At 40.0% G+C, this 20,453-nt stretch carries 17 protein-coding genes; 11 read left to right on the plus strand and 6 right to left on the minus strand.

The window, feature by feature from the left end; translation table 11 throughout:
* Positions 1–212 precede the first annotated feature (212 nt).
* The gene (locus tag AACU33_RS25005; RefSeq protein ID WP_096591635.1) at positions 213–1,775 is read left to right on the plus strand and encodes an NAD(P)H-quinone oxidoreductase subunit N; all 1,563 of its coding nucleotides are present in this window, start codon (positions 213–215) and stop codon (positions 1,773–1,775) included.
* A 41-nt stretch (positions 1,776–1,816) separates the two neighbouring features.
* On the opposite strand, the gene AACU33_RS25010 is transcribed toward AACU33_RS25005, so the two are convergent.
* Positions 1,817–3,106 carry a sensor histidine kinase gene (locus AACU33_RS25010; RefSeq protein ID WP_096591638.1) on the minus strand — a complete coding sequence of 430 codons (1,290 nt, stop codon included), beginning with the start codon at positions 3,104–3,106 and terminating at the stop codon, positions 1,817–1,819.
* Positions 3,107–3,116: 10 nt separating this feature from the next.
* A complete protein-coding gene (locus AACU33_RS25015) occupies positions 3,117–5,909 on the minus strand; it encodes a hybrid sensor histidine kinase/response regulator (RefSeq protein ID WP_096591640.1) in 2,793 nt (930 codons plus the stop codon).
* A 633-nt stretch (positions 5,910–6,542) separates the two neighbouring features.
* Between AACU33_RS25015 and AACU33_RS25020 the strand changes: the two genes are divergently transcribed.
* From AACU33_RS25020 to AACU33_RS25030, 3 genes are all read left to right on the plus strand, one after another.
* Positions 6,543–7,142 carry an MBL fold metallo-hydrolase gene (locus tag AACU33_RS25020; RefSeq protein WP_096591642.1) on the plus strand — a complete coding sequence of 200 codons (600 nt, stop codon included), beginning with the start codon at positions 6,543–6,545 and terminating at the stop codon, positions 7,140–7,142.
* A 608-nt stretch (positions 7,143–7,750) separates the two neighbouring features.
* Positions 7,751–8,560 (plus strand): phytanoyl-CoA dioxygenase family protein, encoded by an 810-nt coding sequence (locus AACU33_RS25025; protein ID WP_096591645.1) that lies wholly within the window; start codon positions 7,751–7,753, stop codon positions 8,558–8,560.
* Between the two features lie 130 nt (positions 8,561–8,690).
* A complete protein-coding gene (locus AACU33_RS25030; protein WP_096591647.1) occupies positions 8,691–9,713 on the plus strand; it encodes a glycoside hydrolase family 43 protein in 1,023 nt (340 codons plus the stop codon).
* A 49-nt stretch (positions 9,714–9,762) separates the two neighbouring features.
* Here the strand turns inward: AACU33_RS25030 and AACU33_RS25035 are convergent, their stop codons facing one another.
* The 3 genes from AACU33_RS25035 to AACU33_RS25045 form a co-directional block, all read right to left on the minus strand.
* Complete coding sequence (locus AACU33_RS25035) at positions 9,763–10,086, minus strand: muconolactone Delta-isomerase (RefSeq protein WP_096591650.1); 324 nt, start codon at positions 10,084–10,086, stop codon at positions 9,763–9,765.
* Positions 10,087–10,139: 53 nt separating this feature from the next.
* On the minus strand, positions 10,140–10,466 hold the full coding sequence (locus AACU33_RS25040) for a hypothetical protein (protein WP_339376272.1): 327 nt from the start codon (positions 10,464–10,466) through the stop codon (positions 10,140–10,142).
* A gap of 559 nt (positions 10,467–11,025) precedes the next feature.
* Positions 11,026–12,576, minus strand: coding sequence for a phytoene desaturase family protein (locus tag AACU33_RS25045; protein WP_096591656.1), 1,551 nt, complete (start codon positions 12,574–12,576; stop codon positions 11,026–11,028).
* Positions 12,577–12,809: 233 nt separating this feature from the next.
* Here AACU33_RS25045 and AACU33_RS25050 point away from each other — a divergent pair, with 233 nt between their 5' ends.
* The 6 genes from AACU33_RS25050 to AACU33_RS25075 all read left to right on the plus strand — a co-directional run bounded on the left by AACU33_RS25050 (position 12,810) and on the right by AACU33_RS25075 (position 17,075).
* Positions 12,810–13,178, plus strand: a complete 369-nt coding sequence (locus AACU33_RS25050) for a hypothetical protein (RefSeq protein ID WP_096591659.1) — start codon at positions 12,810–12,812, stop codon at positions 13,176–13,178.
* Between the two features lie 597 nt (positions 13,179–13,775).
* Positions 13,776–14,375 (plus strand): beta-class carbonic anhydrase, encoded by a 600-nt coding sequence (locus tag AACU33_RS25055; protein WP_096591661.1) that lies wholly within the window; start codon positions 13,776–13,778, stop codon positions 14,373–14,375.
* A 495-nt stretch (positions 14,376–14,870) separates the two neighbouring features.
* Positions 14,871–15,422 carry a 1,2-dihydroxy-3-keto-5-methylthiopentene dioxygenase gene (locus AACU33_RS25060; protein ID WP_096591663.1) on the plus strand — a complete coding sequence of 184 codons (552 nt, stop codon included), beginning with the start codon at positions 14,871–14,873 and terminating at the stop codon, positions 15,420–15,422.
* 18 nt (positions 15,423–15,440) lie between these two features.
* On the plus strand, positions 15,441–16,070 hold the full coding sequence (locus tag AACU33_RS25065) for an HAD-IB family phosphatase (RefSeq protein WP_096591665.1): 630 nt from the start codon (positions 15,441–15,443) through the stop codon (positions 16,068–16,070).
* A 10-nt stretch (positions 16,071–16,080) separates the two neighbouring features.
* Entirely contained in the window at positions 16,081–16,707 is a 627-nt protein-coding gene (gene mtnB / locus AACU33_RS25070; RefSeq protein ID WP_096591668.1) for a methylthioribulose 1-phosphate dehydratase, read from the plus strand.
* Between the two features lie 68 nt (positions 16,708–16,775).
* Entirely contained in the window at positions 16,776–17,075 is a 300-nt protein-coding gene (locus AACU33_RS25075) for a putative quinol monooxygenase (protein WP_096591670.1), read from the plus strand.
* Between the two features lie 103 nt (positions 17,076–17,178).
* On the opposite strand, the gene AACU33_RS25080 is transcribed toward AACU33_RS25075, so the two are convergent.
* Complete coding sequence (locus tag AACU33_RS25080; RefSeq protein WP_096591673.1) at positions 17,179–17,592, minus strand: hypothetical protein; 414 nt, start codon at positions 17,590–17,592, stop codon at positions 17,179–17,181.
* A 309-nt stretch (positions 17,593–17,901) separates the two neighbouring features.
* Between AACU33_RS25080 and ppsA the strand changes: the two genes are divergently transcribed.
* The gene (gene ppsA / locus AACU33_RS25085) at positions 17,902–20,361 is read left to right on the plus strand and encodes a phosphoenolpyruvate synthase (protein ID WP_096591676.1); all 2,460 of its coding nucleotides are present in this window, start codon (positions 17,902–17,904) and stop codon (positions 20,359–20,361) included.
* The last annotated feature ends 92 nt before the right edge of the window (positions 20,362–20,453 follow it).

Here is a 20,453-nt window from a genome sequence, read left to right on the forward strand (position 1 = left end):
GTTCACCTATTGTTCCATATTAAATTGATTAATCTTTAGCTCAAATTACACTTTTGTAATTTTGAAAGCAGTTAATCTTAATTCCATGCCCAATGCCCCATCATCCTTGAATTTGTGAAATTGTTGTTCAATAAGCTAGTGCGTGGCCGGGAAAACTTGTTAGAGTGAACAAAGTTAGCCTTGACGTCTAATCGCCAAAACCTATACAAATCATGGATTTTGCTAATCTTGCATCCCAGTTAAATGCTGGAACAATTTTGCCAGAGGGGATTGTCATTCTCACCCTCTTAGGGGTTTTGATTGTTGATTTGATTTTGGGGCGTACATCTTCACGCTGGATTGGGTATCTAGCGATCGCAGGTTTACTTGCTTCGATTGTCGCCCTGTATTTTCAATGGGATGCTACCAATCCCATCTCCTTTAGCGGTGGCTTTAATGGTGACGACCTAAGTATCGTCTTTCGCGGTATCGTTGCCTTATCTGCTGCTGTCACCATATTAATGTCCATTCGCTACGTGGAGCAGAGTGGTACTGCTTTAGCAGAGTTCATCGCGATTTTGTTAACTGCTACCCTAGGAGGAATGTTTTTATCCGGGGCTAGCGAGTTAGTGATGATTTTCATCTCCCTAGAAACCCTGAGTATTTCCTCGTATTTGTTAACAGGTTATACCAAGCGTGACCCGCGCTCTAACGAAGCGGCGCTGAAATATCTGTTGATTGGAGCTTCCAGTACAGCAGTATTTTTATATGGCGTGTCGCTACTGTACGGCTTATCGGGCGGACAAACTGAACTGAGTGCGATCGCTAATGGCATCGCGACAGCTCATATCGGTCAGTCATTGGGTATAGTAATTTCCCTGGTTTTTGTGATTGCCGGGATTGGTTTTAAAATTTCTGCTGCACCCTTCCACCAGTGGACTCCAGACGTTTACGAAGGCGCTCCCACCCCAGTGATTGCCTTTTTATCTGTAGGTTCCAAAGCAGCAGGTTTTGCCCTAGCTATCCGCTTACTAACCACAGTCTTCCCCTTAGTTGCCGAGGAATGGAAATTCGTCTTCACTGCGCTTGCAGTTCTCAGTATGGTGTTGGGTAACGTAGTTGCTCTAGCCCAAACCAGCATGAAACGGATGTTAGCTTATTCATCCATTGCCCAAGCAGGGTTTGTGATGATTGGCTTAATTGCTGATACTGAAGCCGGATATGCCAGTATGATTTTTTACTTGCTGGTCTATCTGTTCATGAACTTGTGCGGCTTTACCTGCATCATTCTGTTCTCCCTACGAACAGGAACCGACCAGATTGCCGAATACTCTGGTTTGTATCAAAAAGACCCACTTCTGACATTAGGGTTGAGTATCTCCCTACTGTCTTTAGGTGGAATTCCCCCATTAGCTGGGTTTTTTGGCAAAATTTACTTGTTCTGGGCAGGTTGGCAAGCAGGTCTTTACTGGTTAGTCTTGTTAGGCTTAGTCACCAGTGTGGTCTCCATCTACTACTACATTCGTGTAGTTAAGATGATGGTAGTCAAAGAACCTCAAGAAATGTCTGACGTGGTGAAGAATTATCCCCCAGTGCGTTGGAATTTACCTGGATTTAGACCTTTGCAAGTAGGGTTGATAGTAACTCTCATCGCCACTTCCATTGCTGGGATTTTGTCAAATCCTCTGTTTACTTTAGCTAATAATTCCGTTGCTAATACTGCAATATTGCAAGCAACTAATGTTGTTAGCACTCAGGCAAGTGCTGCGAACGTTGAGCATCCTGAAAGGTTATAAATCAGATAGAGGTAATAGGTAATTGTGTTGGCAATTATCTATTACCTAAGTTGAGAACTTATAGGGATAGTAATTACAAATTCTGCACCTGCACCTGGTACTGAATTGACCTCGATAGTACCCTCATGCTTTTCCACTATAATTTGATAAGTAATTGCTAATCCCAACCCCGTACCTTTTCCTACAGCTTTAGTCGTAAATAAATTATCAAATATTTGGGATTTTATCTCATCGGGAATACCTAAGCCATTATCTTTAATGATAATTGCCACATAATCTTCATCTTCTGTTAATTTAGTTTTAATTATAATGTAATTAGGATTAGCTGCTATTTCTTGATAGCTACGTCCTATATTAGACTCTTCTAAAGCATCAATAGCATTAGCTAAAAGATTCATAAATACCTGATTTAATTGCCCAGGAAAGCATTCTACTTCTGGTAAATCATCGTAATCTCGGATAACTTCAATAGCCGGGCGAGTATTAGAAGCTTTCAATCTATGTTTGAGAATTAAAATAGTACCATCAATACCATCATGAATATTAAAAGGAATTTTTATCGCGTTATCAGCACGGGCAAAGTTACGTAGAGAATTACTAATATCGCAAATCCTTTCTACACCCTCATGCATGGAACTGAGAATGTGGGGAAAGTCTTTCAGCAGATATTCCAAATCAATTTTTGCTGCATGTTGGGCGATTTCTGCTGCCGAAGCCCGATCTTTATAAAGATGAAGATGATCGATCAGGTCTTGCATATATTTATGAGCATAGACGAGATTGCCCTTAACAAAGCCAGCAGGGTTATTAATTTCATGAGCAATTCCTGCTACCATTTGTCCCAAAGAAGACATTTTTTCACTCTGCACTAACCGCCGCTGAGACTGTTGTAGCTGCTCCACCGTTGCAGTTAGCTCTGTTGCTCTTTGTTCTAACTTGCGATTGAGGTGACACAGCTTGAGATGAACATTAACTCTGGCCAGGATATCTTCTGGCTGAAATGGCTTGGTAATGTAATCTACTGCACCCAGACTTAAACCTTTTACTTTATCTACCACATCTGATAGAGCCGTCATAAAAATCACTGGAATATCTTGGGTAGCTTTTTCTGCTTTTAAGCGACGGCAAGTTTCAAATCCATCGATTCCCGGCATCATAATATCTAATAATATGAGGTCGGGAGATACTACTTGTAATTTCTCTAAAGCACTCTCGCCACTTTTTGCAACTAAAACGCGAAAACCTGATGCCTGTAAAAACTCAAATAGTAGCTTGGCATTTGTTGCATTATCCTCAACAATCATGATGAGATTTTGTCGATCTTTAACCATATTACGGTTTTCAAATGTACTGTTTCACTAGCTTGATAATTGCTTCTTCATCAAGATTTTGAGTTAATTCCAAAAGCTTGGCAGTAAAAGGTAAATATATAATATCTAAATGCTGTAATCTTTGAGCTTCCTGTTCAACTGCTGCAATATCACCAATGGTGGCAGCAGTCCAGATATTTTGTAATTCCTCTTTAGGAGGAACCATGAACTCGCAACCATCCTGACTAGGAGCATTCTCTGCTGTCGATGCTGGTACAGTTATGCTATCTGCTTGATCTATCCAAGTTAGGCCTAGATGCATTTGTATCTGGGCTAATAGTTGCTCCGATCGCACAGGCTTGGGAAGAAAATCATTGCAGCCAGAATTATAACTTTGTTGTTGGTCAAAGTTAAATACATTGGCAGAGGAAGCAATAATAATAAGTTTTGAAAATTGTGTTTGGGAACGTAACTTTTGTACCATCTCCCAACCATTAAGTATAGGCATAACTATGTCAGTGATGATTAACTTAGGATGCCAAGTAAGAGCTTTTTCTAATCCTTCTTGTCCGTTGACTGCTTCCATTAGTAAAAAACCGAGAGGTTCTAATAAATTAACAATCACAGAGCGATTTTCCCAACGGTCATCAACAACTAGAATTTTGATTGGTTCTCCTTCATAGCCAATAATTTTATGGGTAGGCTTACTAGGAGATGAATTAATCCATTGCTGTGATACTTGTAAATCCACATCAAACCAAAACTTGCTACCTTGCTTCAAAATACTTTCTACTTTGATTTCACTCCCCATCATTTGTACAATTTGCTGGCTAATAGCAAGTCCGAGTCCAGTTCCTTCTGCCATTCGCTGCTTATTTCCCACTTGTTCAAAAGGAAGAAATATTTTTTGTAATTGCTCTGGACTCATGCCAACGCCTGTATCCTCGATTTGAAATCTAATTTTTATTATAGGTAATTCTTGGTTTTGGCTATTAGCTAAAGCCTTCTCTGCTATCTGAGTTAAAGAATCGTTAATATTGAGCGAATTATCCAACACACCTATTTTGAATTTGACTTCCCCACAATCTGTAAATTTAATAGCGTTACTTAATAAGTTCAGCAGCACTTGCCGCAACCGTTTTTCATCAGCTAATACAGCTATGGGAAGTTGATTTAGTTCTTGGTAAGTAAAAGCAATTTCTTTTTGCTCAGATTTGATATGACAAATTTCATAAATACTTTTGAGGAAACTAGTAAAGTGGAAATCGTGAGCAGATAATTCCAATTTCCGAGCTTCGATTTTTGAGAGGTCAAGAATATCGTTGATTAGAGTCAGTAGATGGGAACCACACTGGTAAATAATGTTAATAGCATTCTTTTGTTTGGCACTCAAATTTTGGTCAAGTTCAAGTATTTGAGCATATCCGAGGATACCGTTGAGTGGCGTGCGAAGTTCGTGGCTCATGTTTGCCAGAAATTCACTTTTAGCTGTGTTAGCACTATCAGCAAGTTCTTTTGCTGTTTTTAATTCGATAGTACGTTCTTCAACTCTAGTTTCTAGTTCTAGGAAAGATGCTTGCAACTGTGCAGCCATTTGGTTAAAAGATTGTGCCAGACTTTCTAGTTCATCTATACCTGTAATTTCAACTTTTTGGTCTAGTTTTCCGGAAGCGATCGCTACACTTGCAGCCTGCAAGCGGAGAATTGGTTGTGTAATCCAACGAGATGTGATGATTCCTACTAAAACTGCTACTCCTAACGCTGCTAGACACAAGAGTATGCTGCTGCGAGTATTGGCGTCTATTTGTGCCATAAAATCAGATTCTGGCACCACAACAATGACTAACCAATCCAGTCCCAGTTTGTCTCGCCAAGGGATAACTTGAATAAATTGCCGTTCGCCTTTGAGAGTAAATTCAAGTTCTTGACTATCTTTAATTTCTCTAAAACTGCCGAATTTTCTCTCTATATACTGTGCAGTTTCTTTAATTAAATCATCTTTACTGCGTAAAGCTGAAAGCCTTTCGGCTTTACCATTAATAATATTGTAGGGTAGCTCATTATGAGAAGCAGCCACTATTAAACCAGAACGCTCTAAAATAAATATTTTTCCCTTTTGACCGACTTTTAGATTTGCTAAAAAATTACTAATTTGTGATAATATCAAGTCGATACCAATTACGCCAATAGGCTTATGAGCCTCATCATAAAGCGGAAAACTAGAAGAGATAGAAAAAATTTCTGGTTTATCTTCCCATTGATAAATTGGTGTCCATAAAGGTTTGCCCATCTTGACTGCATCTGCATACCAAGCTTCTATCCGAGGATCGTAATCTTTAACCGCTGTCAGCTTTTTACGATTTCCTTGAGTGTCTGTAGTATAAACATATAGTTTGCCAATTTTATGTTTTTGGGAAACTTCATTAATTAAAAGCTCCCCATTATCTAAACGCTCGATACCAATAAATTCTCCTTTGGGATTAGCAAAGTTAATGTAGCCGATATTTAGCACTTGCATTTGCTTCCAAAAATAATGTCCAGTGCTTTGCAAATTATTTAAATCGATCATTTTTAACTTAATAGCATCGGTATTAATCTGATTAATCTGTGGAGGAGTTGCTAAATATGTATCAAGATGCTGAACAACAAGCTGATTTACTTTTTTCATTAATTGATTAGCCAGATCGTTAACCGCCTTCTCCCCATTTTTCATAGAAAAATAACCTACTAGTCCCACAGCAGCAAATATCTGGATAATAAAGGGAAGAATCAGAATCAGCCTGAATGATACTTTCTGATATTTTTTAAATTTTAAATTACTCATACATAATGAGGATTTTATTATAGCTTTATTCATATTGTTTTAAAAAGATATCAGCACAAATTAGGAAAGATTAAGTTAAAAATTTTTACTTATAACGCTTATTTTAAAGTTTAAAAATGAGGAAAATATGTGGAAAATAAATCTATATCTCACAACTCAAATATGAATTATGAATGAATAATAAAACTCAAGTAATTGATAATTAATATAAGTATATTTACAGTAAAATTTATATCGATTTAAAGCCTGTTTACCGAACGAGAATAGTAATTATATGTTCGGAACTATATCCTAGTAATGAATTAACTCTTAGCGTTACACCATGTTTTTCTCCGAGAATTTGATGAGATTGTCATAATTTTCACTTTTTGGCAGCTTGCTCAACATGAAGTAAATTTCTTGCATACATTAGTTTGCCCATTATTTTGCCATTGGTATCATTAAAGTAGCTTTCCCGTCCTGCAATAAATTGCGGGTTAATAGCTAAATTCCCTGGAAACGTAGTGAAATTAAAGAAATTGCAGATATATTGGGTTGATGGGTTAGACCCCCTGCCACCTTGCTTTCTTTTGCTTGATTTATCTTCTAAATTTACGGATACTGAATAATTGCAGGTATTGACGCAAAAACCACATGAAATCTCTGCACCGTCCCGATCTCTATGCTTGGTCTTCTTTCAATCCAGCAAGGAATATTGATTTTAATGGGGTTGCTTGGATTCGTCATAGTGGCAATATCCTGATCGATCCAGTAGCTTTATCAAATCACGATTGGAATCACTTAGAATCCCTTGGTGGTGTAGCTTGGATTGTACTGACTAACTCCGATCATGTGAGGTCAGCACCAGAAATAGCTAATCAAACCTATGCCAAAATAGCAGGGCCAGCAGCGGAGAAAGATAATTTTCCCATACATTGCGATCGCTGGCTGGTGGATGGTGAGGAGGTAGTTCCTGGACTGAAGGCGATCGAACTCCAAGGTTCCAAAACTCCAGGCGAACTCGCCCTATTGCTAGAAGAAACAACTTTAATTACTGGTGATTTAGTAAGGGCACACAAAGCTGGTACGTTAACAATATTGCCCGATGAAAAGCTGTTAAATCGCAAAGAAGCAGTCGCATCTGTACAGAGATTGGCAGACCTCACTCAGGTTGAAACGGTATTAGTCGGGGATGGTTGGTCTGTTTTTCGGGATGGACGCGATCGCTTAAAAGAACTTGTGGCAACTTTATAAGTAGCGGTCGTAAATTTCTTTGTGTCTTTGTGTTTCAATATTTTTTGACAACTAAGGCACAGAGACACAAACCTCTGTCTTTCTTTGATGACGCAGAAACTTTTTGTAATTATTATTCACAGCTTGTTACATCTTGCTCTGCCTTGGTAACAGCCCTAGCATCATCATACTACTAAGGGCGTATACCTTTGTATATAGGCTACAGCAAGTGCAAACTGAATTGTCTCAATAGTTTCACCCAGAAATTGCAGGAATTTGAGCCAATAAAATCTGCAATGAATATTGCTTTATCTCTGCCGATCGTGTTGACTATATTTTGGCTTGATTTTTGATTTGTTTAAGTATTTTTACAACCTCAGTCTTGAGAAAATAGTCAGCTAATTTTGATATTAATACGCTATTATCGACAAGCAAATACAAAAATTGGCTATTAATAGTTGGATAACAATCGACTCTATAGCATTCCTGGTTAATTAGTGAAAGCTTTGTATGGTGAGCATTGAGCGAGCATTTATTTTTTTCCTGACAATGCCCAACCTAGACAATTAGGGATTTTTCACTAATTGTCTAGGTTTGCTATCACATCTTAAATAGAAGAGGATAAGAAAATGGTTCAAACTATAGGCGGTATAGCTAACTATACAGCTACCGACCTAGATCGATTTGTCGAAGATCTAAATCGAGACGGGATTTGTGTAATTCGTGGACTTTTTGATAAAAACTTAATTGATGATTGGGCACAAGCTTTTGATCGATTATTCCGAGAGCGTCAAAATCAACCTGGTGGATTAGCCCCTCGTGAAATTGCTCGTTACTATCTCACACTACCTTGGGTTTCCCCATTTGCAAATCCAGAAGTTTTCGCTAATCCCGTGATTATGGGTATTCTTGAGCGCGTGTTTTACCAAGAATACGTTATGGTTCAGTTGGGTGTTGATGTTCCTTTCCAGGGTTCGGATTATCAGGAAACCCATCGAGACTATCGCCCTTTATTCTCAGATAACATAGTAACGCCACTTTACGCCCTAGCAGTTAATTTTCCACTGGTAGAAGTAACCGCAGAGAACGGCCCTTTCCAAATGGCACGTGGAACCCATGTCATACCACGGGAAGAGGGACTCAGGAAAATTGCTACAGGTGAAATTCCGATGGAATCTTTTTATATGCAGCCAGGTGATGTGATGATTCGGACACCTTTGGCCTTACACCGGGGTTCGCCAAATCGCACAAGCCAGCCAAGACCGATGGTAGTTATGGGCTACGTAATGCATTGGTTGCATACGCCAAAAGTCGATTTAACTCTGGAGCGTGATTACTATGAAAGCCTACCAGAGAAATTAAGACAGATGCTGCGCTGTCAGGTAGTGGAGCAGTTACCACAGGAAAAAGCGGAAACCTATATCAATTTCAAGTACTAAAAACAAGTACTAAAAAATAGTTAGCTGGGCAATGCCCAGCTACTTGCTTAACCAGCACAAAGATAGAGGATACTGACAAAAAAATTGGAGAAGATTTGTTATTTTCATCCTCCTGCAAAGTGTTATCGAAATGCTGACTTACACTAATCCAGTTTATGAAGACTATTTTGCCGATCCGTTTGTATGGGAATACGAAGGTGTATACTATGCGATCGGAACTGGCCCGGCAGAAGCGGAAGGAATGGTAGACGAAGTAGCTCCGGTGGTAGGGGTTGATTCTACTAAATTGCGTGTGTTTCCGCTGTTACGCTCCTTCGATTTGGTGAATTGGCATTTTGTTGATAACGCACTATTGCGACCAGACCCCGCCCTTGGTGATAATTTTTGGGCACCTGAAGTTGCTTATTGCGATCGCCAGTTTTATCTCTACTACTCTGTGGGACATGAGGATAAAAATCATCAATTGCGCGTAGCTGTCAGCGATCATCCTGTGGGGCCATATCAGGATACTGGCAAGCCTTTAGTAGATCCTCAATCTTGCCCCTTTGCGATCGATCCTCACCCATTCCGCGATGACGATGGACAGTGGTATCTATTTCACGCCCGTGATTTTCTCGATACAGAAGGCGGTGTACGTGCAGGGACGGCGCTGGTTGTAGACCGACTTCAAGAGATGACAAAGCTTGCTGGTGATGAGAAAGTCGTATTACGCGCGCGTTCTGACTGGCAACGGTTTTTAGCCAATCGTTTGATGTATGGCGAAATATTTGATTGGCATACTTTGGAAGGCCCCTGTGTTCGCAAACATGAAGGTCGATACTACTGCTTTTATAGTGGTGGGCGCTGGGAAACTGAAAATTATGGTGTCGATTATGGAGTTGCTGACAATGTTATGGGGCCTTACTCAGATGCAGGTAACGAAACAGGGCCAAGGGTGCTGCGGTCTGTACCAGGTCATGTTATGGGGCCTGGACACAACTCAATTGTGTTTGCCCCGGATGATAAAATTGAATACATTGTCTACCATGCTTGGCCAAAAAATATGGCAGCACGGCAAATGTACTTAGACAAACTCATCTGGACACCAGATGGGCCGAGTTGCGAAGGCCCCACCTGGACACTACAAACTCTCGACGCAGGAAAATCAGAATAATTGAACTATGTGCGATCGCCCAAGCCATTGGCAAAGCCATCGCTATTTACTATTTCTCTTTCCGATCCAAACGCGCTTTCAGATCTTCTGCAAAGTCTTCATATCGTCTCAGAGGAGTCACTTCTACTTGAACGTGCTGACCATGTTTTTGCATGATGGGTAAATCTAATAAAATTTGATCCAGCACATCAAGATTTGGAACATTAACAATAGCAATTACACGTCGAATACCAACACATTTCCATAAGTCTACAACTACCCCTGCTTCTTTTGCTTTGAGGGCGGCATCCGCTTCTTCTGCCCAGATTGCAAAAAGTTCTGCCTGAGAGATTTCATGAGGATACTCTACATGAAAATCTAAGTGATATAGCATAATTAGCTTCCTAAATTAACCAGTAGATATACTACCTCAGGAAGAGTTTTTATTTAAGGGTATTGAAAATGTTCAATTATGCTACCCTTTTGTCTTTGGGTCAGAAGCGTACATTGTTTAATTTGTAAATTTTCCGAAACAATGCATTTTACTCCACAATTCCAGTAAGCCAGACATTGATCCCAATCTAGAATTACCCAAATTTCCCACAAGCCATTTGCTAGTTTTTGCGAATTTATCCCAAAGTACTCTCCTTTGAGATACTTTTCTGTTGGAATACCTAATGCTGTTAATTGAGTTACACAAGCATGAAATAATTTTTCTTTATCCATTAGTGGAACGCAAAACTTATGAGAACCTAAAGTTTGTACAGCACTCAAGGTTGTTGAATAGTAAAACCCATTATATTCAACTTTGATCGGGAATAAAAAAATTAGAAGATTATACAGTATTGTTTCAAGTTTAATACTTACGAGCGCTGTTTTATAGGACTTTAAAAAATTAATCTGATTAAAACAGATAAATTATGATTTCTCTAATTAAAGTAAATAATAATTATGGCAAATTTTTTCTCTAGCAATTTTATTTCCCAACTTACAAACTATGATTAGTACTGACTTTTACAGCCTAGATACTGATATGATTTCTTGAGTGAGCTATGACTAAAATTAATCAACTACAGATATCATCTATTAACTTTATAAATTATAGCAACTTGCTGGATAGTCAACTTATTTATTAATAATTTAAATGATGAGATTGCTGGCTGTTGGCGATCGCAACTTGAATATATGTGGTCTAATCTATGGGCGGGTAATGATATTCTCCCGCTAAACCTGGCATAGCGGGAGATTGCCAAACCTCAATCAAGCGGTTTCTGTATTTTCCTCAACGGGAAGCTAATCCCCAGTAACCAATAGTATTAGCTTTCTGGCGTAGTCAGGCTCTAACAGTTGTTTTTGAGACTTTAGTCTGGCTGCGAATCGATTTTCCTGTAATCCTTTCAACCACATCCATCCCATTGCCAATTACACCCGGTACGCTGGGAGAGCCTGCACAAGCTCCGACTAAGAAAAGATTAGGCAGTTCAGTATGGTATCCCAGGCGATTTAAGCCAATATATTGCGGAGATAATTTGGCACCATAAGCATTACCCTGTGGCTGACCCAGATAATATTCACTGGTGGTAGGAGTACCATAGATCTTCATCCGGATATAGGCATTGATATCAGGAATCAAATCTTGCACGCTAACCATAATTTGCTGATAAACTTCCCGTTTTTTGAGCTTGTAAGCTTCGGAATTGGTTTCGTACAGATGTTTGAACGGTTCATAAGGACAAACTGTGGCAATTTCTAGAACATGGTTGCCGTTCGGAGCCATTCCTGGCGCGTTGGATTTCATCGTGGGACAAGATAGGAAAATCCAGGGACGATCCAGATTGCCTGCTAACTGTTGTTGATAGGCTTGGTTGAGATCGCTGTTAGGGTAGTACCAGAGATTCCAATTCCCAATGCCGTATTTTGTCGGATCGAAGGTGTGATGCAAACCCAAGTAGATATTGAAGGCACTAGCTGAGTATTCATAATTGGTAAGACGTTGCGCTTCTTGTTTGCTTACAGCATGAGGATTTTGCATCAACTGAACGGTGAGTTTAGGATCGAGGTCACTAATATAAGCTTGAATTGCTTGATACTTTTTACCGCCAGCCGTTACACTTTGCACTTTGCGATCGCTCACTTCAATGTGTTCGACTGGAGTGGAGTATTGTACTATCCCCCCTCCTGATGTAATTGCTGCAACAATCGTGTCAACCAAGTGCTTGAAGTGATGTTTTGGATAGTAAGCTCCTGCTGCATAAGCCCCAACCAGAGCTGCATGAGTCAACAGAGCAACTTCGTTTGGCGGTAGCCCATAATCACCGCTTTGACCTGCTAGTAATGCTTGTAGCTTCGGCGATAGACCAAGGCGATCGTAAAGGTTCTGTAATGTCCAGGTGCGCTTTGAAAATATATTCCAGTATCTAGGAAGCTGCACCCAATCTGACCACTTGGGATCGATCCAGCGTTCTAAGCGACCTAGTTCTTGATTGAGTTGCGCAATTTCATCGCAGTAGCGGTTAATCGCCACAGCTTCCTCTGGAAAAGTTGAGAGCAAGCGAGTACGCAGATTTTCCCAACCCAAAGGAATCTTAAAATCAACATCTGCTAGAACTATGCGATCTATGCAGTCAGGGTCTAGGGAGTTAAATGGAACATCCTGCTCAATGTAATTGAGAAACTGAGCAATTGTCTGACCTTCACCACATCCAGCAATGTAATGCACATCAGCACAGAAGCTGTATTCACCATAATCAAAGGTGTGACAGCATCCACCAGGCAAGTAGTGTTTTTCTAAAACCGCAACCCGATATCCTTGCCGTGTAAGGCAAGCAGCCGCTGAAAGTCCACCTAATCCTGCTCCTAAAATCACATAATCAAAACTTTCCATACTAGCCTCCTTTGTGGCGATCGCCACAATTCCAGCAATCAATGCGAAAAGTTTGGTAGGGCGGGCACGGTTGAAATTGAGGAAGGACTAAACAGTCGGTACTGCGATGCGCATACCCACCTTACACCTTGATTTTATTGGGGCTGGGGTGGGATATTGACATTTCTGTCACAAACTTTCAAGTTGAGGTCAAAAGAATTAGATAATGGATGCCAAATTAAACTTGATAGAACATGACACACAATGGCTCGGAACCACATAAAAGATTAGATCGGCTGGAAGCTATGCTGACTACTCATGCCCAAATGCTGAATCAGTTAGCTCCGCTATTGACACAAGTAGCACAAATTGCAACCAGCACTTCTGAAACCGCAACTCGCCATGATGAAGTGCTGGTTCGGCTGGAAGAACAAATTCGCCAAAACGCCATACAACAAGCTACTAATACTCAGGCGATCGCCCAGCTAACTGAAGATGTAGCTAGCCTCACCGAAGTAGTTATGCAATCAATTGAGAATTTAGAAGCCGATCGCGAAGCTTTTCGAGAAGAAATTCGCCGCATCTGGGAATATCTTCTTAGGTCAAATAATGGTAGTTCTTAGGCTCACATTTTTTATCAGAGTTACTGTGCTATTGATTTATAGTATTTATGTAAAAAAAGTTGATTTTAAATTAAGTAAAACTCTTATTTAGCATAAATCAGCAAGTTAAAAATTTGGCTTTTGATGTCAATTTTTAAACTGCCTAAGTGATTTGGCAGGCAGATTTAGTCGTTTTTTAAACAACTTTAGATTTCCTCAAGCAGCAATAAGGTTTTTTCTCTACACACCTTGCTAGACCGATGATAATATGCGATACTTTGTAAATTAAATATAAAATACTGTATGTTTATCGTCTTACAGTATTTTATAGTATAATGCTTATACAACTACTATCGTTAATTCCAACTTACAAGGATAAATGCTAGCTTTTAAAAGCTATATAGGTAGTTTTTGTAGAGTTAGATACAGACCAATGGCATTTACCTACATCTAATTGTGAGGCACGCTAAAACAGAAGTATGATTCAATTCTGAATAAATCTGCCTAATATGTATTGATTTATTAAGAGAAATTGTTAGCAATGAATTATGTTATCTCATGGCATCCTCAGGAGAAAACTGTACATATATCCTAGTGAATTTTGAGAGACACTAAGCAATGTTGCACCAACAAATTGACGATAAATTATCAGAAAGAAAAGCATGGGCATTGCGACGACAGTTAGGAATACCCAACAATAAACGTTTATGGGTATTAGCTTGTATGGATGAACGATTACCTATAGAAAAAGCCTTAGGAATTAGTGAAGGGGATGCGCATATTTTCCGTAATGCTGGGGGTTTAGTTACAGACGATGCAATTCGTTCAGCGATGTTAACTACCCAGTTTTTTGGTACACAAGAAATCATTGTGATTAATCATACTGAGTGCGGTATGATGACGGCTTCAGGTGACTTTTTAAGCGAGGTATTGCGTAACAAAGGAATTGATACAGATCGAGTTGCTATCGATCCTGCACTACCAGATTTGAAATTACCAAAAGGTGTTTTTTCTAAGTGGATTAAAACGTTTACTGATGTAGATAAAATTTGTGTTCAACAAGTAGAATTGCTGCGTAACTCTCCGTTGATTCCTCAAGATGTAGTAATTCACGGCTACATCTGGGAAGTGGAAAGTCAGAGTTTGCGCCGTCCATACGAAAGTCTGAGCCAGAAAGTCAATACATCTGAAGCTATGGGAACTCAAACTAATCAATAAACGGCATCAGTTGTAGAGACAGGTATTCTAATTGAATGATTCATATTTGGCATATTTCTATATCCAGCATTGGCATCAGCAAATTCAATAATTAAGTTTATACCTCCGTTCCTTTGTGGCAGGTGGATATTACCATTCATCTGCTACCTTTCTCAAAAATTATTAGGTTAAACCATATACTACATTTTTTGTATGAATTCAATCGTGCTTAAGAAAAAGACTTTTATCAGATTATAAATATGCCAACTTTATCCTCACTTCTGCTTGTAGTAGATAGAAAATATCTATCTACTACTTTCTTAATTCATAGAGGAATCATGTTTGATTTATGAAACACCCTAAACTTAAGATTAAAGTGTACGGAATTTTTTCAAGAATCGAACCGGATTTCTATATCAGAAGAGAATGATGAAAATAAGGAATAGCAAGCGGTGGTTATAGTTTTAGCATAATAGTAAGTAACAATACGCTATAGTTCTTGCAGGAGGAGCATTTATGGCAATTCTACGACTAGAAAATGGCATATTGCACAAGGATTTAGAAGATATTACGCGAGAATTGGCATCTTTGAATGTTCAACTCAATCGGTGGAATGTGGGAAGCGATCGCCAATTCCACGATCTATTAGCAAAAGATAGCCTCAACGAAGCAGAAAAAGAACAAGTACTCCAAGCTTTAGATGGATATTTTGAGCAGCTGCAACAAACAGCAGGTTATCAATCCCGCGATCTCATTGTCCTACACCCAGGAATTCCCAATTTAGATGAGTTACTCGCAAAGTTTGCAAAAATCCACACCCATGCAGACGATGAAGTCCGCTACATCATTGACGGCGAAGCAGTTTTTGGCTTTGTGCGTCCCGATGGTAGCCAAGTAGAACTGACAGTACAGCCACAAGAGTACATCAACGTTCCAGCCAAAACCGAACACTGGTTTCATCTAACTCCATTACGGCGAGTGAAAGCAGTACGCTATTTTATTACTACTGAAGGCTGGGTTCCTGAATACACAGCCAGAGAAATTCGCATTCCGCAAGCTGTAGGTTGAAAAATTGGGAGAATAGACTTGAGGCGAATTGTTTTTTGTGACTTTGACGGCACGATAACAGTAGAAGAAACCTTTGTTGCAGTTCTAAAAAAGTTTGCACCAGAACTGTCAGCAAAATTACTTCCGGAAATGTACGCACGAAAGATAACACTGCGTCAGGGAGTCCGGCAAATTCTCGAATCAATTCCCGCTTCACGCTATAACGAAATCTTGGAATTTACTCAAATCCAGCCGATCCGCCCAGGATTTGTGGAACTGCTAGACTTTCTAGAGTTTCAGGGAGTACCTTTAGTTGTAATTTCTGGCGGGTTGCGCGGAATGGTGGAAATAGTCCTAGATAGCCTAGTGCAACGAGTCCATGCTATCCATGCTGTAGATGTAGATACTAATGGTTCTCACTTAAAAGTTTGTTCTGAATATGAGGGAGGTACAGAACTGATTGCCAAAGTAAAAGTCATGTCAAAGTATCCAGCCTACCAGAAGATTGCTATCGGTGATTCGCTGACCGATCTAAATATGGCACTTCAAGCGAATCTAGTGTTTGCACGCGATCGCCTAGCCGAGTATTTAGATGAGCAAAAAAAACCCTACATTCGCTGGGATAACTTCTGGCAAATACGCGATTATCTAGTGAAATTGTGGAAATAAATCTCATCCTATGACCAGCCCAATCCTCACTGATTCTCGCGTTGAACTTATCAATACCGCCCGCAGTTTTTACCAGCAAGGTTGGATGGTGGGAACAGCAGGAAATCTTTCTATCCGTCAACCCGATGGTAGCTTCTGGATTACAGCTAGCGGTCGTTCCAAAGGAGAATTATTACCCAGTGATTTTGTTCGTGTTTATCCCAATGGCAGCATAGAAGAATCATCAACTAACTTAAAACCTTCTGCTGAAACAGCGATTCACCAAATACTTTATACTCTCTTCCCAAAAACACAAGCCTGTTATCATATCCACTCGATTGAATCTAACTTGGTTTCTCACTTTATAAAAGAAGATTACCTGCCTTTACCACCTTTAGAAATGCTCAAAGGTTTAGGAGTCTACGAAGAAAATCCTTATTGTGTAATTCCCATCTTCCCCAATTATTTGCAAGTTCCTCGTATTGCAGCTGAAATTCAACAGCGCTTCACCACCACTCCTCCCCAAATCCCAGCCCTCCTCATCCGCGATCATGGTGTTACAGTTTGGGCATCTTCCCCCACAGTTGCCCGTAATTATATTGAGTTAGTAGAATACATCTTTCGCTATATGGTTGCTGCCCGTAGTCTGGGGGCTTAGGGAGTGTGGGGAGTGTGGGGAGAAATAATTAATTGACTCTTGACTCTTGACTTTGAACTTATTTACCAATGACTAACCAAACTATTCGCGTTGTTGCCCGTGTGATTGCTTTACCCGATAAAGTAGAAGCACTCAAAGCAGTTCTGTTGGAATTAATTGAGCCAACTCGACAAGAAGCAGGCGTTATCAAGTATGAACTCTTACAAAACCAACACGATCCTACAGATTTTACTTTCGTAGAAGAATGGACTTCTAACGAAGCTTTGAATACTCATCTAGACTCACCCCATCTACAAGAAGCAGCTGCAAAATTAGAAGGGTTGGTGGCTGCTGCACCCGACATCCGCCGCTACTATATTGTGGCTTAAAGCTGTTAACAGATTGAAGCGATCGCTTCCCAGTTATTTATATAGAAGGCGATCGCAAAGCTTGTCTAGCAGAAATCCACCCAGTGATTAGCAATGGCAGCGCTTAGACTGATGAATTATTGGGTTGGGTAATCCGCGCTTCAATATCTTCTAATGTTTGCAGTAATAAACGTTTTGCCTGTAATTGCCAACCCCATTTTTGAATTCTAAAAGCAACTACAGAACCAGCTATAGCTGCTAACAATCCTATAGGTTGATTTAAGGAAATTCCTAATAATAAACCCAATCCCGCAATTCCCCAAAATGGTAAAGCTACTACTTGTCTTTGTTCTTCGACAATTTGAGCGATTTGATTGGGTTGCATAGTAGCTAATAAAGCTGCTTTTATTTGCCGCTGCTCTGCTAACGATACTGATAAACCAATTTTGCGACGCAGTTTTTCAATTTTACGAGCATCAGTACTGTACTCAGTTAGCTCGTCTTCTGCCATTTTCAGGAGTTGTTCTAATTGCACCATCTTATATTCTATCTCTAATTCTCGATATTGTTATTATCTCGAATTATTGTTAATTTTTCTTGACTTAATTAGGGTATTTGGGGGCATTTTATAGCACAATTCCAAATTTACTATTTAAAATTGAACATAGGCAAAATATACTAGCACGCTAAGGCAGAAATAAGACTCTATACAAACCAGGAGAATTTTCAGAAGCTTACAGTTCTCCTTGATCCTCGTGCTTTAACTCTTGATTCTTGAGCAATTCCGCGTAGCAGTACTAGCGATTTCGCATTTACAACCAGAGCATTTACTTGTGAGGTAATACTGATGGTGACAGTAGCTAAAAATACTTTATCTGTTGATACCAAAGAGCGATCGCTGATTCTTTGGTTTGATGAAGTGGGTATTGCAGATATTCCTTTAGTAGGGGGGAAAAATGCATCACTAGGAGAAATGATTCAACAGCTGAAACCCAAGGGTGTAAACGTTCCCACTGGATTCGCTACTACTGCTTATGCTTATCGTTATTTTATTGAGTCGGCGGGATTAGACGCCAAGTTGCGGAAACTCTTTTCTGACTTAGATGTTGAGGATGTAAAAAACTTGCAAGAACGCGGAAAAAAAGCGCGATCGCTACTAATGCACACACCATTTCCTGTGGAATTGCGTCAGGCGATCGTTAAAGCCTACGCAAGTTTATGCGAACCATACAATGCAGATACAGATGTCGCCGTTCGTTCTAGCGCCACCGCTGAAGACCTCCCCGATGCAAGTTTTGCTGGACAGCAGGAAACATATTTAAACGTTGTGGGTATTGAAAGCGTATTAGGCGCTTGTCATCGTTGCTTTGCTTCGTTATTTACCGATCGCGCTATTTCTTATCGTCATACTAAAGGATTCGATCACTTTAGTATTGCCCTAGCTGTGGGCGTGCAAAAAATGGTGCGTTCTGATTTAGCCTCTTCTGGGGTAATGTTCTCAATTGAAACAGAAACTGGTTTTAAGGATGCTGCATTGATTTCTGCTGCCTACGGTTTAGGCGAAAATGTCGTTCAGGGAACGGTTAACCCAGACGAATATTATGTTTTTAAACCAACTTTAAAAGCAGGTTATAGCCCAATTGTTGATAAAAAAGTGGGCAGTAAAGAATTAAAAATGGTCTATGATGATGGCTCAAAATATACCAAAAATATTCTAGTTCCTGCCGAAGAAAGAGGTAAATTCGTCCTCAACGATGACGAGATTTTACAACTAGCGCGTTGGGCTTGTGTAATTGAGGATCATTATTCTCAAGTTCACGGTCATTACACCCCAATGGACATTGAATGGGCAAAAGATGGCATTACTAATGAATTATTTGTTGTCCAAGCACGTCCAGAAACCGTCCAGTCGCAGAAGCAGGGAAATGTACTGCGGAGTTACCGCTTGGAGAAACCAGAGGAGAAAAAAGTTGCAAATTTCCCCCAACCTCTAGTGACGGGACGCGCTATAGGGGAAGCAATTAGTCAAGGAAAAGTCAGGCTAATTTTAGATGTGAGTAAAATCGACCAGTTCCAGCCTGGGGAAGTTTTGGTGACAGATCGAACCGACCCCGACTGGGAACCGATTATGAAACGCGCTAGTGCAATTATTACAAACTCTGGCGGTCGTACCTGTCACGCAGCGATTATTGCGCGGGAATTGGGCGTACCTGCGATCGTTGGTTGTGGCAATGCTACGGCAGTTTTAAAAACCGGTCAAGAGGTGACAGTTTCTTGTGCCGAAGGAGAAGAAGGACGAGTTTATCCAGGTTTATTACCTTTTGAAGTTCAAGAAGTGCATCTAGAAAACTTGCCCCGCACCCGCACACAAATTTTAATGAATGTGGGGAATCCCCAAGAAGCATTTAGTTTATCTGCTATTCCTAACGATGGAGTTGGTTTAGCGCGGACAGAATTTATTATTGCCAATCAAATTCAAATTCATCCAATGGCGTTGATTCACTATGATAATTTAAAGGATGAATTTGTCAAAGCTAAAATTGCAGAAATTACCGCACTTTATGATGATAAACCCCAATATTTTGTTGATAAATTAGCCCAAGGCATCGGCAGAATTGCTGCGGCATTTTATCCCAAACCCGTCATTGTGCGGATGTCAGATTTTAAAAGTAATGAATATGCAAATCTTTTAGGCGGTCAACAGTTTGAACCCCATGAAGAAAACCCGATGCTGGGCTGGCGCGGGGCTGGACGTTACTACGATCCAGGTTATAGAGAAGCTTTTGCCTTGGAATGTTATGCCATTAAGCGGGTACGGGAAGAGATGGGTTTAACTAATGTTATCCCAATGATTCCCTTCTGTCGTACACCCGATGAAGGACGTTTAGTATTAGCAGAAATGGCAAAAAATGGCCTGCAACAAGGTGTAAATGATTTGCAAGTATATGTAATGTGCGAGTTGCCCAACAATGTAATTATGGCTGAAGAGTTTGCTGCGGTTTTTGATGGATTTTCTATTGGTTCTAATGACCTAACGCAGCTAACACTGGGTTTAGATAGGGATTCCGCATTAGTGGCGCGATTATTTGACGAACGCAGTCAAGGTGTCAAGCGAATGGTAAAAATGGCAATCCAAGCTGCAAAACAAAATCATCGTAAAATTGGGATTTGTGGGCAAGCACCTAGCGATTATCCAGAATTCGCTCAGTTTTTAGTCGAACAGGGAATTGATTCTATTAGTTTGAATCCTGATTCAGTTCTGAAAACAATGTTAGAAATAGCAAAAGTGGAAAATCTCAAGGCTTAAATTCCTTCTTTCTGGAGATATATAGACATTCCAAGTAAATTTACCTAAAAATCAATATGTGTATGATTAATGTGGCATTTTGAATTACCCAT

It is taken from the genome of Calothrix sp. NIES-2098 (assembly GCF_963875125.1).
Taxonomy (GTDB): domain Bacteria; phylum Cyanobacteriota; class Cyanobacteriia; order Cyanobacteriales; family Nostocaceae; genus Aulosira.

Coding starts and splice junctions, on each gene's coding strand:
- AACU33_RS25005 (WP_096591635.1), top strand. CDS start 213: ATGGATTTTGCTAATCTTGCATCCCAGTTAAATGCTGGAACAATTTTG.
- AACU33_RS25010 (WP_096591638.1), bottom strand. CDS start 3,106: ATGGTTAAAGATCGACAAAATCTCATCATGATTGTTGAGGATAATGCA.
- AACU33_RS25015 (WP_096591640.1), bottom strand. CDS start 5,909: ATGAGTAATTTAAAATTTAAAAAATATCAGAAAGTATCATTCAGGCTG.
- AACU33_RS25020 (WP_096591642.1), top strand. CDS start 6,543: ATGAAATCTCTGCACCGTCCCGATCTCTATGCTTGGTCTTCTTTCAAT.
- AACU33_RS25025 (WP_096591645.1), top strand. CDS start 7,751: ATGGTTCAAACTATAGGCGGTATAGCTAACTATACAGCTACCGACCTA.
- AACU33_RS25030 (WP_096591647.1), top strand. CDS start 8,691: ATGCTGACTTACACTAATCCAGTTTATGAAGACTATTTTGCCGATCCG.
- AACU33_RS25035 (WP_096591650.1), bottom strand. CDS start 10,086: ATGCTATATCACTTAGATTTTCATGTAGAGTATCCTCATGAAATCTCT.
- AACU33_RS25045 (WP_096591656.1), bottom strand. CDS start 12,576: ATGGAAAGTTTTGATTATGTGATTTTAGGAGCAGGATTAGGTGGACTT.
- AACU33_RS25050 (WP_096591659.1), top strand. CDS start 12,810: ATGACACACAATGGCTCGGAACCACATAAAAGATTAGATCGGCTGGAA.
- AACU33_RS25055 (WP_096591661.1), top strand. CDS start 13,776: ATGTTGCACCAACAAATTGACGATAAATTATCAGAAAGAAAAGCATGG.
- AACU33_RS25060 (WP_096591663.1), top strand. CDS start 14,871: ATGGCAATTCTACGACTAGAAAATGGCATATTGCACAAGGATTTAGAA.
- mtnB (WP_096591668.1), top strand. CDS start 16,081: ATGACCAGCCCAATCCTCACTGATTCTCGCGTTGAACTTATCAATACC.
- AACU33_RS25075 (WP_096591670.1), top strand. CDS start 16,776: ATGACTAACCAAACTATTCGCGTTGTTGCCCGTGTGATTGCTTTACCC.
- AACU33_RS25080 (WP_096591673.1), bottom strand. CDS start 17,592: ATGGTGCAATTAGAACAACTCCTGAAAATGGCAGAAGACGAGCTAACT.
- ppsA (WP_096591676.1), top strand. CDS start 17,902: ATGGTGACAGTAGCTAAAAATACTTTATCTGTTGATACCAAAGAGCGA.